This is a genomic window from Arthrobacter sp. zg-Y877, from assembly GCF_030373105.1.
GTDB lineage: Bacteria > Actinomycetota > Actinomycetes > Actinomycetales > Micrococcaceae > Arthrobacter_B.
The window spans coordinates 473,761-487,163 of sequence record NZ_JAUCPU010000002.1; the positions used below are offsets into that span (position 1 = coordinate 473,761).

Annotated in this window: 13 protein-coding genes, 2 tRNA genes and 1 pseudogene; 5 read left to right on the top strand and 11 right to left on the bottom strand. The window is 66.0% G+C overall.

Annotated elements, in window-relative coordinates; genetic code table 11:
• The first annotated feature begins 25 nt into the window (after positions 1 to 25).
• From QNO03_RS06305 to QNO03_RS06320, 4 genes are all read left to right on the top strand, one after another.
• On the top strand, positions 26 to 829 hold the full coding sequence (locus QNO03_RS06305) for a thymidylate synthase (protein ID WP_283995863.1): 804 nt from the start codon (positions 26 to 28) through the stop codon (positions 827 to 829).
• Positions 830 to 839: 10 nt separating this feature from the next.
• Positions 840 to 1,550 (top strand): dihydrofolate reductase, encoded by a 711-nt coding sequence (locus tag QNO03_RS06310; protein ID WP_289602554.1) that lies wholly within the window; start codon positions 840 to 842, stop codon positions 1,548 to 1,550.
• 10 nt (positions 1,551 to 1,560) lie between these two features.
• A complete protein-coding gene (gene asd / locus QNO03_RS06315) occupies positions 1,561 to 2,709 on the top strand; it encodes an aspartate-semialdehyde dehydrogenase (RefSeq protein WP_502874551.1) in 1,149 nt (382 codons plus the stop codon).
• Between the two features lie 112 nt (positions 2,710 to 2,821).
• The gene (locus QNO03_RS06320; RefSeq protein WP_289602556.1) at positions 2,822 to 3,310 is read left to right on the top strand and encodes a hypothetical protein; all 489 of its coding nucleotides are present in this window, start codon (positions 2,822 to 2,824) and stop codon (positions 3,308 to 3,310) included.
• A gap of 28 nt (positions 3,311 to 3,338) precedes the next feature.
• On the opposite strand, the gene QNO03_RS06325 is transcribed toward QNO03_RS06320, so the two are convergent.
• The 8 genes from QNO03_RS06325 to QNO03_RS06360 form a co-directional block, all read right to left on the bottom strand.
• Positions 3,339 to 4,403 carry a UDP-N-acetylmuramate dehydrogenase gene (locus QNO03_RS06325; RefSeq protein ID WP_289602814.1) on the bottom strand — a complete coding sequence of 355 codons (1,065 nt, stop codon included), beginning with the start codon at positions 4,401 to 4,403 and terminating at the stop codon, positions 3,339 to 3,341.
• A 5-nt stretch (positions 4,404 to 4,408) separates the two neighbouring features.
• Positions 4,409 to 4,840, bottom strand: a complete 432-nt coding sequence (locus QNO03_RS06330) for a MaoC family dehydratase (protein ID WP_289602559.1) — start codon at positions 4,838 to 4,840, stop codon at positions 4,409 to 4,411.
• A 5-nt stretch (positions 4,841 to 4,845) separates the two neighbouring features.
• The gene (locus QNO03_RS06335) at positions 4,846 to 5,295 is read right to left on the bottom strand and encodes an FAS1-like dehydratase domain-containing protein (RefSeq protein ID WP_229947201.1); all 450 of its coding nucleotides are present in this window, start codon (positions 5,293 to 5,295) and stop codon (positions 4,846 to 4,848) included.
• On the bottom strand, positions 5,292 to 5,531 hold the full coding sequence (locus QNO03_RS06340; RefSeq protein WP_289602560.1) for a hypothetical protein: 240 nt from the start codon (positions 5,529 to 5,531) through the stop codon (positions 5,292 to 5,294). The genes QNO03_RS06335 and QNO03_RS06340 overlap by 4 nt, the downstream gene beginning before the upstream one ends.
• A 60-nt stretch (positions 5,532 to 5,591) precedes the next feature.
• Complete coding sequence (locus QNO03_RS06345) at positions 5,592 to 6,518, bottom strand: DUF2797 domain-containing protein (protein ID WP_289602562.1); 927 nt, start codon at positions 6,516 to 6,518, stop codon at positions 5,592 to 5,594.
• Between the two features lie 104 nt (positions 6,519 to 6,622).
• Complete coding sequence (locus QNO03_RS06350) at positions 6,623 to 7,189, bottom strand: type 1 glutamine amidotransferase domain-containing protein (protein ID WP_255764923.1); 567 nt, start codon at positions 7,187 to 7,189, stop codon at positions 6,623 to 6,625.
• 289 nt (positions 7,190 to 7,478) lie between these two features.
• Positions 7,479 to 7,552: transfer RNA gene (locus QNO03_RS06355), tRNA-Met, on the bottom strand.
• A 75-nt stretch (positions 7,553 to 7,627) separates the two neighbouring features.
• Positions 7,628 to 7,699: transfer RNA gene (locus QNO03_RS06360), tRNA-Thr, on the bottom strand.
• A 174-nt stretch (positions 7,700 to 7,873) separates the two neighbouring features.
• Between QNO03_RS06360 and QNO03_RS06365 the strand changes: the two genes are divergently transcribed.
• Positions 7,874 to 9,274: a protein kinase domain-containing protein gene (locus QNO03_RS06365; protein ID WP_289602564.1), complete on the top strand. Its 1,401-nt coding sequence runs from the start codon at positions 7,874 to 7,876 to the stop codon at positions 9,272 to 9,274.
• A 137-nt stretch (positions 9,275 to 9,411) separates the two neighbouring features.
• Here the strand turns inward: QNO03_RS06365 and QNO03_RS06370 are convergent, their stop codons facing one another.
• From QNO03_RS06370 to QNO03_RS06380, 3 genes and pseudogenes are all read right to left on the bottom strand, one after another.
• Positions 9,412 to 11,343 (bottom strand): DEAD/DEAH box helicase, encoded by a 1,932-nt coding sequence (locus QNO03_RS06370; protein WP_502874552.1) that lies wholly within the window; start codon positions 11,341 to 11,343, stop codon positions 9,412 to 9,414.
• A 413-nt stretch (positions 11,344 to 11,756) separates the two neighbouring features.
• Positions 11,757 to 12,041, bottom strand: a pseudogene (locus QNO03_RS06375) (MOSC domain-containing protein); the annotation flags it as partial.
• A gap of 9 nt (positions 12,042 to 12,050) precedes the next feature.
• Positions 12,051 to 13,340, bottom strand: coding sequence for a glycosyltransferase 87 family protein (locus QNO03_RS06380; protein ID WP_229947185.1), 1,290 nt, complete (start codon positions 13,338 to 13,340; stop codon positions 12,051 to 12,053).
• Between the last annotated feature and the right edge of the window lie 63 nt (positions 13,341 to 13,403).

Here is a 13,403-nt window from a genome sequence, read left to right on the forward strand (position 1 = left end):
GGCCGACCTGAACTAGACTGGCCCCGTGAGCATTCCTACCCCGTATGAAGACCTGCTGCGCGACGTCATGGCCAACGGCACGCAGAAGTCGGACCGCACCGGAACCGGCACGCGCAGCGTGTTCGGCCGCCAGATGCGCTTTGACCTGAGCGAATCCTTTCCGCTGATCACCACCAAGCGGGTGCATTTCAAGTCCGTCGCCCTCGAACTGCTCTGGTTCCTGCGCGGTGACTCCAACGTCCGCTGGCTGCAGGAGCAGGGCGTGAGCATCTGGGACGAATGGGCGGACGAAGACGGCGAGCTAGGTCCCGTCTACGGCGTCCAGTGGCGCTCCTGGCCCACCCCCGACGGCGGACACATCGACCAGATTGAAAAGCTGGTGGAAGGTATCCGGAAGAACCCGGATTCCCGCCGCCACATCGTGACGGCCTGGAACCCCGCCGAGGTGGAAAACATGGCCCTGCCGCCGTGCCACGCCCTGTTCCAGTTCTACGTGGCGGACGGGAAGCTGTCCTGCCAGCTGTACCAGCGGTCGGCGGACACCTTCCTCGGGGTCCCGTTCAACATTGCGTCCTACGCGCTCCTCACCCTCATGGTGGCCCAGCAGACGGGGCTGGAACCGGGCGAATTCGTCTGGAGCGGCGGCGACGTCCACATCTACGACAACCACGTGGACCAGGTCCGGGAGCAGCTCAGCCGGGAGCCCTACCCGTACCCGAAGCTGCGCATCCGCCGCACTCCGGACAGCATTTTCGATTACACCCTGGAGGACTTCGAGGTCCTCGATTACCGGCACCACCCCGGTATCAAAGCTCCTATCGCTGTGTGAGAGGACCACAATGACCGACTCCCGTCCCGAAACACCCGTTACGGCTCCGCCCGGAGTAACCCGCTACTTTCCGGCAGGCGCAGGAACCGGTGAGGGTGCGGACCTGCACCAGGTGCTCCGGGAACGCGGCACGGTGCCCGCCGGTGAACCGTTCATCGGCATGGTGTGGGCGCAGACCGTTGACGGCGTGATCGGACGCGACGGCGGCATGCCGTGGCACCTGCCCGAAGACATGGCGCATTTCAAGGCGACGACGTCGGGGCACCCGGTCATCATGGGCCGCCGCACCTGGGAGTCCTTCCCGGCTGCATACCGTCCGCTCCCCGGCCGGACGAACATCATTGTGTCCTCCAGCGCCCAGCTGCGCGGCGATGCTGCGGAGGCCGGCGCCGTCGTCGTTGGCTCGCTGACGGAGGCCCTGGCCGTGGCGGGCACCAGCCCCGGCAGCGGGGAAACCTGGATCATCGGCGGCGCCCAGCTGTATGAAGCGGCAGTCTCCGTAGCCCATGCAGCGGTAGTGACCGTCATCAACACTGAAACCTCGGGCGACACCTTCGCTCCGCTGCTGGGCCCGGAGTGGACGTTTGCCGGTGTGAGCCCCGCCGCAGGCTGGTACACAGCGGCCAACGGAACCCAGTACCGGATCGCCCTGTGGACCCGCGACCGTGATCTGGACGACGGTGACGCAGACAACCAAGACGCAGGCGCACCGCTGGCCTAAAGTGGAACCCATGACTTCTTCCTCCATTTCTTCTGCGGGTGTTCCCACTGCAGGCTTCATCGGCTGGCGCGGCATGGTTGGTTCCGTCCTGATGCAGCGCATGCAGGACGAAGGCGACTTTGACCTGATCAACCCCGTGTTCTTCTCGACGTCCAACGCCGGCGGCGCCGCGCCCTCCTTCGCTGCGGGGGCGGGACCGCTGCAGGATGCGTACGACGTCGATGCGCTGGCCAAGCTGCCGATCATCGTCACCGCCCAGGGCGGGGATTACACGGCGGAAGTCTTCCCCAAGCTGCGCGGGGCCGGGTGGGACGGCATCTGGATCGACGCCGCTTCCACGCTGCGCATGGAGGACGACGCGATCATCGTGCTGGACCCGGTGAACCGCGACGTGATCGACGCCGGCATGGCCCGCGGCGTGAAGAACTTTGTCGGCGGCAACTGCACCGTGTCCTGCATGCTGATGGGGCTCGGCGGGCTGTTCCGCAACGGCCTGGTCGAGTGGGGCACCTCCATGACCTACCAGGCAGCCTCCGGCGGCGGAGCCCGGCACATGCGCGAGCTGCTCAACCAGTTCGGTGCGTTGAACGCCGCCGTGGCACCCAACCTGGCCGATCCGGCGTCGGCCATCCTCGAGATTGACCGCGCCGTCCTGGCGCAGCAGCGGAACCCGTCCATGGACTCCTCCCAGTTCGGGGTACCCCTGGCAGGATCCGTCATCCCGTGGATCGATGCGGATCTAGGCAACGGCATGTCGAAGGAAGAGTGGAAGGGCGGTGCGGAGACCAATAAGATCCTGGGCCGCGGCGACTCCGGCCGGATACCGTTCGACGGCCTCTGTGTCCGGATCGGTGCCATGCGTTCCCACTCGCAGGCCCTGACCCTGAAGTTGACCGAAGACCTCTCCGTGGCCGAAATCGAGAAGATCATCGACGCGGACAACGAGTGGTCCAAGGTGGTGCCCAACACCAAGGAAGCAACCATGGCCGGGCTGACCCCGGTGGCGGTCACCGGCACGCTGGACATCCCGGTGGGACGCATCCGCAAACTGGAAATGGGCCCGGAGTACATCAGCGCCTTCACCATCGGCGACCAACTGCTCTGGGGCGCCGCCGAACCGCTGCGCCGGATGCTGCGGATCGCCACCGGCAACCTCTGATTTCGGTTCCCGTCCCGGGTCCGCTCCGCTGGAGCGGACCCGGACTGCGTTAAAAGTGAGCTCTCAACCTCCGTCCGACAAAACTGTCAGTGCCGGATGGCAAGGTGTGCGCATGGAGCAGCAAAGCGTGGATTCGATCCTTAACACCTTCTTCGCCTTCAGCTGTGCCGGCAAGCAGGTGCCCACCCGGGCACGCTACCTCCGCGTAGCCCTGCAGCTGCGGCAGTACCTCGAGGCCGAGGGACCGCGCATCCTAGGCGAGGAAGACACAGCGCTGCTGGCACTTGAACGATCGCTGGAACCGGAGGCAGCTTTTGCCCGGCTGTTCGGGGCACACGAGCTCGCCTACGCGCTCAGCGGTTTCCTCGAGCCGGAGTGGCTGCTGCCGGACCTGCAGGACCGGCGCACCCAGGTAGCCCTGACGCCGCGGCTCATCCAGTGGCTCTGCAACAGCGCCCTGCTGGACGCGCGCCGGGACAGCCCCGCTATCCGGAGTGCGCGGGCAGCCGCAGCACAGGCACGGAAGGGACCTGCACGGAAAGGACCGGCGCACACTCCCCCACATCCACCATGGGAGGCAGGGGGCGCACCGGCTTCGTAGCGCGGGTCCGCCGGCGCCGGCTACATCATTACAGCGTGCAGTTCACCAGCAGGGGCTCGGGGTGGAGCCGGATGCCGAAGGCCTTCTCCACGCCCGAAGCCACCGCCCGGGCAACCACCAGCAGGTCTTCGGCGGTGGCGTCCCCGCGGTTGGTGACGGCGAGGGTGTGCTTGGTGGACAGCGCCGCCCGCCCCCCGGTGCCATCCTCGGGTGCCAGGCCGAATCCCTTCCGGAAACCGGCGTGGCTGATGAGCCAGGCGGCGCTGAGTTTCACCTTGCCCGGCTCCGCGACCGGGTAGCGGGGTGCATCGGCGGGCAGTGCGGCTGCCGTTGCCTCATCAACAATGGGGTTCGTGAAGAACGAGCCGGTGCTGTACGTGTCGGGGTCCGATGCGTCCAGGACCATCCCCTTGCCTGCCCGCAGGCGCAGCACCTCGCGGCGCACGTCCACGGCGCCGGCACGTTCTCCGATGTCCACGCCCAGGGCGCCGGCAAGCTCGGCGTAACGGACCGGAGCGCTGGTGGAGCCCTTGGTGAGGGCGAATTCGACGGTAAGCACTACATACCGGGGCGAGCCGTTGACCGTGGTGCGCTTGAGCACCGAGTCCCGGTATCCGAATCCGAGCTCGGCGTTGGAGAATTCCACCACCGTGCGTTCCCGGCGGTCCCAGGCCCGCACAGAGGTGATGGACTGGGACACGTCGGCGCCGTAGGCACCCACGTTCTGCACCGGCGTCGCACCTGCCAGCCCGGGGATTCCGGAGAGTGCCTCCAGCCCGGAATACCCCTCTGCCAAGGTGTGAGCCACCAGTTCGTCCCATGGATGCCCGGCCTCGGCGCGCAGGACGGCGGTTCCGTCCCCGGTCTCCCGGAGGTCCAGACCCCGGCTGGCTACATGGATGACGGCGCCGTCGAACCCTTCATCGGAGATCAACAGGTTTGAGCCGCCGCCGATGATCAGCAGGGGCTCTCCTGCCTCATCCGCGGCACGGACGGCAATGATCAGTTCGTCTTCGGTTTCCGCTTCGAGGTAGCGGCGGGCGGGGCCGCCCACACGTGCGGTGGTCAGGGACGCCAGCGGCATCCGGGTCAATGCCGTCACCAGACCCGCACCACTGCCTGGGCCTTGACCAGCACTTTCTGGCCGTTGAACGTCACCGTGAGGTCAACGCGTGCGGTTGAATTGTCCGCGTCGAGGGCACCGATCACGCCGGTGACCTCCACGACCGCACCGGGGGCGCCGTCAATATCCTCCACCAGGACGGGCCGGGTGAAGCGGGTCTGGTAGTCGATCACTGCTCCCGGGTCGCCGATCCAGTCCGTCACGAGCTGGACGGCGGTGCCCATGGTGAACATGCCGTGCGCAATGACGCCGGGCAGTTCCACCTCGCGGGCGAAGCGCTCGTTCCAGTGGATGGGGTTGAAGTCGCCGGAGGCGCCGGCGTAGCGGACCAGGTCGGCGCGGGAGATTTCCAGCGCGGCCGAACCGATCTCAGCACCCTTGGACAGCTCACTCAATGCAATGGACATGGCGGTTACTGCCCCTCTCCGCGGACGAGGATGGATGAAAGGGTGGTGGCGACCTGCTCGCCTTCCGTGGTGGAGATTTCCGCGCGGGTGGTGATCAGGGCGCCGTCGCCCATGGCCCGGACCGCGTCCACGTGCAGTTCGGCGACGAGTTCGTCTCCGGCCACGATGGGACGGTGGTGGGTGAAGCGCTGGTCGGCGTGGACCACCCGGGAGAAGTCGATGCCGGCATCGGGATCGGCGACAAGGAGCGCGTCAGCGCGCTGGGCCACGATAATCGCAAAGGTGGGCGGCGCCACGAGGTCCGCGTAGCCCAGTTCCCGGGCGTGGGCGACGTCGAAGTGGGCCGGGTTGGTGGCCTTCACTGCAGTGGCGAATTCGCGGATCTTTTCGCGGCCCACGGAGTATGCCTCCCCTGCCGGATAGGTGCGTCCCAGGAGTTCGGGGTTAATGCTCATTTGTTGCCCTCCATGCCCTTGATGCGGCGCCGGGTGTCCCTGGCGCGGACCACCATACCGCTCAGGTGCGTGCTCAGGCCCACCACGATCAGGGGCAGGGCGATGTACATCAGGAGCTGGTTGTCCAGGACTGCGCCCAGGAGCACCAGCAGCACCCCGGCGCCGCTGATTGCCAGGGCGCTCACAACAAGTTTCCGATACAGGGGCGAGCCGGTTTCCCAGGGGGTATTTAGCATGTCTTCAGAATACAGGGGCCGCCGGGGCCGCCCCGAACGGCCCTGCACTCAAGGGCCGGGCTAGAACAACGCGGCCTGCAGTGCCGGGACCGCGGTCCGGAAGGGACCGAACTCCAGCCGCCTGCCCTTCAGCCGGGAAAGGTCCGCTGCGAACAGCGTTTCCTCGCCGTCCACCCGCACCAGTGCGGTGGCGCCCAGCACCGCCTCAATGACGATGCCGTGCTCGCCTGTGCCGGGGTCGCACGGATACAGTTCACACGCCGTCTCCAGGACGGTGGCGAACTGGGCCGGCGGGTGCCAGGCCTCATCGGCTATCCGGAAGCCGGTGATCCCCACATCCGGCAGCATGGCCCGCACCGCACCGGCAGCCTCGGCATTGCGGGCGTCCAGTTCCCCGGCGGGCAACGGCCGGGTCAGCGCGGATGTCTTGGTTCCTGCCCGGACCGCCTGCTGGAGCCCTACGACGGCCGTGACAGCGTCTTCGAGCACCCGTACCGTCAGCCCGTCACCGGCACGGGCAACGTAGCGTGCACTGACGGCACCCTGCTCGATCAACCGGAGCTGTTTGCGCCCGTCCGCGGCGGTGCCGACCTTGGTGGATCCGTCGGCGAACGAAGCCACGTACAGCCAGTGCGGCTGGCCCAGGTAGCGCCGCAGCGCGTCGGAGATGCTGTCCACACGGTGGCTGTTATGGATTCCCCGGACCTCGTCGCGGATGAAACAGCTGCTGCACTGGTATCCGCGTTCGGCAGGAGCCTGTCCGGGACAGGGCGTATGGGACTGCACGCCGTCGTCGTTCACCTGCCACGAGCCGAGGCAGAACTTAGAGTTCCCGGCGGTGTCCGGAAGGACCCGGAACCGCAGTTCGGTACCCGGTTCGAGCCGCAGCCGGGAAGGCCGTCCGTCCGGCAGATGCAGGCTCAGGTTCGGCCCCGAGGCGTCCCAGGAGGTCCCTGAACACAGGAACCTGCCGGGGTCGGCATTCATGGGGAAACTCCCGGCTGCGGGCAAGGTTTGAACCTCCGGTTAACGCCAAAGGGCGGGGCAACGTTTTCACGTTACCCCACCCTTTGGTGGTGCTTTGGGAGGCGTCAGGCGTGCTGGCCCGCGTGTTCTCCTTCGGCGATTTCTTCGACGAGCTTGTCGTTGAAGGCCGGCAGATCGTCCGGGTTGCGGCTGGTCACGAACCCCTGGTCCACCACCACTTCCTCGTCCGTCCAGTTGGCTCCGGCGTTCTTCAGGTCCGTGGCCAGCGTGTGGTAGGACGTCAGGTCGCGTCCCTTGACGACGCCGGCCTCGATCAGCAGCCACGGGCCGTGGCAGATGGAAGCCACGGGCTTGTGTGCCTCGAAGAAGGCACGGGCAAACTGCTGGGCGTTCTTGTCCACCCGGAGGAAGTCTGCGTTCACGACGCCGCCGGGCAGGACCAGCGCGTCGAAGTCGCTTGCGTCGGCGTCGGCTACGTCGAGGTCAACGGTGAACGTCTCCCCCTTGTCCATGCCGTCGAATCCCTGGACGGTGCCCTTTTTCGGGGACACGAGGACCGGCTCGCCGCCGGCATTCTTAACTGCTTCCCAGGGGCTGGTCAGCTCAATCTGCTCCACGCCGTCGGTGAGGAGAAAAGCGACCTTCTTGCCGGAAATATCGTGCTCTGCCATGGTGACTCCGTTCGTTTCAGCTGGGGCCCGAATACCTGCGGGCCGCAGCGATGCTTCTACGGTGTTGGTGCCTGGATCCGCAAACCCTGCGGACCCGGACTCCCCACACTATGAAGAAACGGTGTTGATAAGCAACCTTATGGTGGCGCTTGCGGGAAACACCTGCAGTCCCGGAAGCGGACCGGCAGCGCCGGCGGACGCCCGATGGTGGGCGGTCCGGCCGCTGGAAACCCTCCACCCCAGGAGAATCCGGGCAACAAAAAACCCCCGGAAAACCGGGGGTTGTTTGTAGCGGTGGGGAGGCTCGATCTCCCGACCTCACGATTATGAGTCGTGCGCTCTAACCAACTGAGCTACACCGCCATAAATGAGTGAAGCCCGCCCTACATCGGCCTCTGCAGAACATACAGCCTAAGCAACGCGGGCCCTCCCATTGAGAGCCCCGACCGGGAATCGATCCCGGGACCTCCATCTTACCAAGATGGCGCTCTACCACTGAGCTATCGGGGCAACGACATAAAACTCTACCAGCAGTTTTCGGGAAGATGAAATCGAAATGGCCCATCCCCCGCAAAGGTGATGAGGGACACTCCTGCCGACCCGGGCGCGCCGTTGGCTGCTGCGTAAATGTCGCCATTTCGCCGGCTTTATCAGTATGCTTATGCTACGAGAAAGCGAGGGCACGTGAGCATAGTGCCAAACCACGTTTCAGATGGCCTCTTCCTGGGTGGAAGATACCGGCTCCTGAACCAGATTGGGGCAGGTGCCATGGGCACCGTCCACCGGGCCATGGATGAGTTCCTCGGCCGCGACGTCGCGGTGAAGATCATCCGCCCGTCAGCCACCAGCGAGATGGACCTGCGGCGCAGCGACGCCGAGGCCAAAATCCTCGCGCGCCTGAACCACCACAGCCTCGTCACCCTGCTCGACGCCGGGTCGGACACTTCCGATCCCGAATCGCCGCTGATCTATCTGGTCATGGAACTTGTTGACGGCCTGGACCTCCGAGAACGGCTGAAAGAGGGCACGCTGCCCCGCCGGCAGGCCGCGCTTCTTGGTTACGACCTCGCCATCGGTCTGGAATACATCCACGACAACGGCGTCGTGCACCGGGACGTCAAGCCCGCCAACATCATGCTGTTCGACTACAGGAGCGCCGATGCCCGGATCCGGGCCAAGCTCACCGACTTCGGCGTCGCCCTGGTCGCCAATGATCCACAGTCGCAGCACGGCACCTTCTCCGGCACCGCAGCGTTCATGAGCCCGGAACAGGCCCGCGGCGAACAAGCCGGACCCTGGAGCGATGTCTACTCCCTGGGCCTTGTGCTGCTGCAGTGCCTCACCGGCAAGCACGCCTTCCCGGGACCCGCACTGGAAAGCGCCCTCGCACGCCTTCTCCGGGACCCTGAGATCCCCGCAGAGCTGGGCGGAGACTGGGAGCCCCTGCTGCGGGCCATGACCGCCCAGGACCCCGCAGAGCGCCCCAGCGCCCACGACGTCTCCCAGGTCCTGTACGACATGATTGTCGCTGCACGCGGCAGGCACCGGGTGGATCCGGAAATCATCCCCGCCAACGAGGCACGACGGATGGACGCGGTCCGCCGCTACGACTTGCTGGACACTCCCCCGGACGGCGCCTTCGACCGGGTCACTGCACTGGCATCCCGCATCTTCGATGTCCCCGTCGCTATCGTCAGCGTGGTGGACGCCGACCGGATCTGGTTCAAGTCACATCACGGCACCGAAGCCGTTGAGATCGGCCGCGACCCGGGCCTGTGTGCCTCCGCCATCCTGCAGGACGATGTGTACGTTGTGGACGATGCCCGCCGGGATCCGCGGACGCTGGCCAACCCACTGGTGGCCGGAGACTTCGGCCTTCAGTTCTATGCCGGTGTTCCACTGCAGACCAGCGACGGATATAACCTCGGCACGTTCTGCATCCTGGATACGGAACCACGCGCCTTCTCCTCCGAGGACACTGCCACCCTGCAGGACCTGGCCGCGATTGTCATGAATGACCTGGAAATGCGCCTCGAGAGCCGGCGCGCGGGCGGCGCAGGACAGCCGGCGCCGCTGCAGCAGTAGCCACACAGCAGTAGCCACGCAGCAGGACAACAGCACAGCAGAAAGGGCGCCTCCCAACCGGGAGGCGCCCTTTCTGCTGTGCGGCCTTGTTTGTGCGGCCTTGCATGCGGCGCCGGATTTACCGGCGCCGCTGCTTCCTAGTCGCGGAAGCGGGGCTTGCGGGCGCCGGCAGCGGCACTGTCGCGGAAGCCGCCTTCACGCTTCTTGAACGGGCGGTCGCTGCCGCGGTCTCCGAAGGAACGCTCACCGTCGCGCTTCTTGAAATCCTTCTTGAAGCCGCCGCGGTCGGCGCGGTCGTTGAAGCTGCCGCCGCCTTCACGCTCGCGGGCCGGCTTGCGTCCCTTATCCAGCTCGAGGTGGATCAGCTCGCCGCCGATCCGGGTGCGGGACAGGGCACGCAGCTGGTCCTTGGAAAGGTCAGCAGGCAGTTCAACCAAGGTGTGGTCGGCACGGATGTCGATGCCGCCGATCTGCGCGGAGGACAGGCCGCCCTCGTTGGCAATGGCGCCGACAATCGAACCGGGCAGCACGCGCTGGCGGCGGCCGACGGCGATGCGGTACGTTGCATTGCCTTCGGTCAGCGGACGCGTCGGGCCGCGGGAGCCGACGCCGTCGTTGCGGCCTTCGGAACGCTCGCGCTGACGGGCCGGAGCCACCGGGATTTCCCGCAGCAGCAGATCGCGGCCACCCTGGGCCATGACGGCCAGGGCTGCTGCAACGTCTTCAGCGGGAACCTCGTGCTCGGCCAGGTACTTGGTCACCAGGTCCCGGAACACCGCGATGTCCTCGGAACCGAGGGTTTCCGTGATCTTCTCGGAGAACTTGGCCAGGCGCTTCTCGTTGACGACGTCGACGCTCGGCAGCTGCATGTGCTCCACCGGCTGGCGGGTTGCCTTTTCAATGGCCCGCAGCAGGTACTTCTCACGCGGAGTCATGAACAGGATGGCGTCGCCGGTGCGTCCTGCACGGCCGGTGCGGCCGATGCGGTGGACGTAGGACTCGGTGTCATGCGGGATGTCGTAGTTGACGACGTGGCTGATGCGCTCGACGTCGAGGCCGCGGGCGGCAACATCCGTGGCAACCAGGATGTCGATCTTGCCGTCGCGCAGTGCCTCGACCGTACGCTCACGCTGCTGCTGCGGGATGTCGCCATTGATGGCGGCAGCGCTGTAGCCGCGGTCCTTGAGCTTGTCGGCCAGGTCTTCGGTGGCAGCCTTGGTCCGGACGAACGCGATGACGCCGTCGAAGTCTTCGGTTTCCAGGATGCGGGTCATAGCATCCAGCTTGTGCGGGCCCATGACCTGCACGTAGCGCTGGCGGGTGTTCGCACCGGTGGTGGTCTTGGACTTGACCGTGATTTCCGCAGCGTTGTTCAGGTACTTCTTGGCAATCTTGCGGATGGCCGGCGGCATGGTCGCGGAGAACAGCGCAACCTGCTTGCTCGCCGGAGTGGAGGAAAGGATCTGCTCCACGTCTTCGGCGAAGCCCATGCGGAGCATTTCGTCGGCCTCATCGAGCACGAGGTACTCGAGGTTGGACAGGTCCAGGGAACCCTTGGCGATGTGGTCAATCACACGGCCGGGGGTGCCCACAACAACCTGGGCGCCGCGGCGGAGGCCGTTGAGCTGGGGGCCGTAGGCGGAGCCGCCGTACACGGGAAGCACGGTGATGCCATCCATGTGGACGGCGTAGGACGTGAAGGCTTCTGCGGACTGCAGGGCCAGTTCACGGGTGGGTGCCAGCACCAGCACCTGGGTGTCCTTGGTTGCCGGGCGTCCGGCGAGCAGGGACAGGGCCGGGACGGCGAATGCGGCAGTCTTGCCGGTACCCGTCTGGGCCAGGCCGACGACGTCGCGGCCTTCGAGCAGCAGGGGGATGGTGGCTGCCTGGATGGGGGACGGCGTCACATAGCCGACATCCTTGAGGGCGGCCAGGACGCGCTCGTCCAGTCCGAAGTCACTGAACAACACTGTGTTCTCTTCGGTTTCGGGAGCGGCGTTTTCGACGGTGCTGTTTTCCAGCGGAGCTTCAGACAAGAGGTAATCCTCATTCAATCGGGGAGCAGGCAACCATGAGGCTGCAGGACGTAAGTCCGGCGCTGTTGCAATCCCAGGCAGGACTTTCCGTCACAGCTGTGGGCCGATTTCACTGGATTGTGTCTACGACCGGTGTGACGATTTCTTTGCCGGCGCTCCCCAAAAGATGAATCTGCCCGCATAAGAAATGCGGGCCCCAACACAACGTACCGTACGGGTTTCGGTGAATATCTCGAATGAACCGCAGGAAAATAAGGGAATACCGGAGTGGGGGATGTGTTCCAGTGTACGGCATCGCGGTCTCCGGTGCATGGCCGGGGGCGGTGAGCTTCGGCACACCGGCTCCCGGACGGTCAAGGAGAGGCCGGTTCGGGCAGCGTGGACCGGGCTGTCTTCGGGGCCTGGGTGCGCAGTGCCTTGAGGATCTCCGGGGACAACACCACTTCGTCCAGCCCGGCCAGGCGCAGGTTTTCACCGAACAGGCCCGGCGGAATGTCGCGTCCCAGCTCCTGTGCCCAGTAGTCGGCGTCATCCTGGGAGTAGGCGTAGATCGCCTTGGATTCGCCGCCGTGGTGCTTGCGGCTGGCCTGCAGGTCCCCGGTCAGCCCCAGGGGATGCACCTGGACCGGGCCGTCCACGGGCCGCTTGTCGATGGCCGTGACACCGGTGGCATCCTTGGTGGGCAGGAGCCCGTGCACCAGGCAGACAGCGAGCAGGGAACCGGTTCCCATGCCGGCAGTCTAGGGCTGCGGCTCCGTGGCACGCAGCAGCTCGGGCGGGTTGTTACGCCACCAGTTGCGCGGGCGGCTTCCCCAGAATCCGGCGAACCACCAGGCCAGCAGCCCGATGCCCCAGAACACACCGAGGCTCGACGCCATCAGCCACGGCTCGGGGAGCTGGGAATCCAGGTTGGGGGCGTTGAACAGTTCGCCGATGGTCTTGGGCGAGTAAATGAAGATGACCAGCGAAGATACCAGCAGGATGAGGCCGGTGATGCGCAGCTTCCGCTGCCCCGGACCCAGGTCCATGATGTTCCGCGCCAGGACGGGGATGAAGAGAGCCACCCAGACCCAGTGGTGGGACCAGGACACAGGGGAAATCAGCAGCATCAGCAGCGCGGTGGCGGCCAGTGCGGTGAAGGTCTGCCCGCGGTTGCCGGCGATGCGGACGACGACGGCCGTGGCCGCAACGGCCAGCAGGGACAGGAGGAGCCACGGGATGTCGACGGGGAAATCCGGGCCGCCGAAGTGCAGGATCGCGCCCTTGATCGAGAGATTGTCCACGTAGCCGGCCCCGCCGATCCGGGAAGTGTCCGGCAGCAGGTCCACCCAATACGTGCGCGATTCCCGCGGAAGGATCAGGAAGCCCAGGGCGAAGGTCGCGAGGAAGCCGTAGGCCATGTTGCGCAGGCCCCGCCAGTCCCCCCGGGCCAGGAAGTACAGGCCGAAGACCAGCGGAGTCAGTTTCAGTCCTGCTGCCACCCCGGTGAGCAGTCCGGTGGGCCAGCCGTCCTTCTTGATCACGAAATCGGCCATGATCACCCCGAAGAGCAGGATATTGATCTGCCCGAAGGCGGAGGTTTCACGCCAGGGTCCAAGCAGCACGACAAGGCCGGTGCCGGCGATCGCCAGGGGCCGCAGCCAGGGGTGGCGCAGCACATCCATGGCACCGCTGCGGCGGAAGACATAGCGGACCGCCCAGACGGCGGTGGCCGCGGCAATCGCAAGGGAGATGCCGGTGAAGATATTCAGCCCCGTACCCTGCCCGAACGGGGCAAGCACGGCAAAGACCAACGCTGCGAAGGGTGGGTAGGTAAAGAGCAGGCTGCTGTCGGCGTCGTACTGGACCGCCTTCGTGTAGAGCTCTCCGGCGGCGTCGAGCACGCTCTGCCCGCCGGAAAGGTAGACACTGAAGTCCAGGCCGTGGCGCGGCGATAAATCGAAAGCTGTCCATACGAGCAGCCCGGCAACTGCCAGCGCCCCCAGGGTCGCAGCGGTCCGCACGACAGCGGATCGGTGGATCTGGCCCATTGTTCTCCCTGCAAGACTGCCGGCCGCGCCCGTGGCGCCACATAGCGTTTGTTCGCCGATATT

What these genes read in the sequence shown, in the direction of transcription:
- QNO03_RS06310 (WP_289602554.1), top strand. Translation starts at nt 840, where the DNA reads ATGACCGACTCCCGTCCCGAAACACCCGTTACGGCTCCGCCCGGAGTA.
- asd (WP_502874551.1), top strand. Translation starts at nt 1,561, where the DNA reads ATGACTTCTTCCTCCATTTCTTCTGCGGGTGTTCCCACTGCAGGCTTC.
- QNO03_RS06320 (WP_289602556.1), top strand. Translation starts at nt 2,822, where the DNA reads ATGGAGCAGCAAAGCGTGGATTCGATCCTTAACACCTTCTTCGCCTTC.
- QNO03_RS06330 (WP_289602559.1), bottom strand. Translation starts at nt 4,840, where the DNA reads ATGTCCATTGCATTGAGTGAGCTGTCCAAGGGTGCTGAGATCGGTTCG.
- QNO03_RS06335 (WP_229947201.1), bottom strand. Translation starts at nt 5,295, where the DNA reads ATGAGCATTAACCCCGAACTCCTGGGACGCACCTATCCGGCAGGGGAG.
- QNO03_RS06340 (WP_289602560.1), bottom strand. Translation starts at nt 5,531, where the DNA reads ATGCTAAATACCCCCTGGGAAACCGGCTCGCCCCTGTATCGGAAACTT.
- QNO03_RS06345 (WP_289602562.1), bottom strand. Translation starts at nt 6,518, where the DNA reads ATGAATGCCGACCCCGGCAGGTTCCTGTGTTCAGGGACCTCCTGGGAC.
- QNO03_RS06350 (WP_255764923.1), bottom strand. Translation starts at nt 7,189, where the DNA reads ATGGCAGAGCACGATATTTCCGGCAAGAAGGTCGCTTTTCTCCTCACC.
- QNO03_RS06380 (WP_229947185.1), bottom strand. Translation starts at nt 13,340, where the DNA reads ATGGGCCAGATCCACCGATCCGCTGTCGTGCGGACCGCTGCGACCCTG.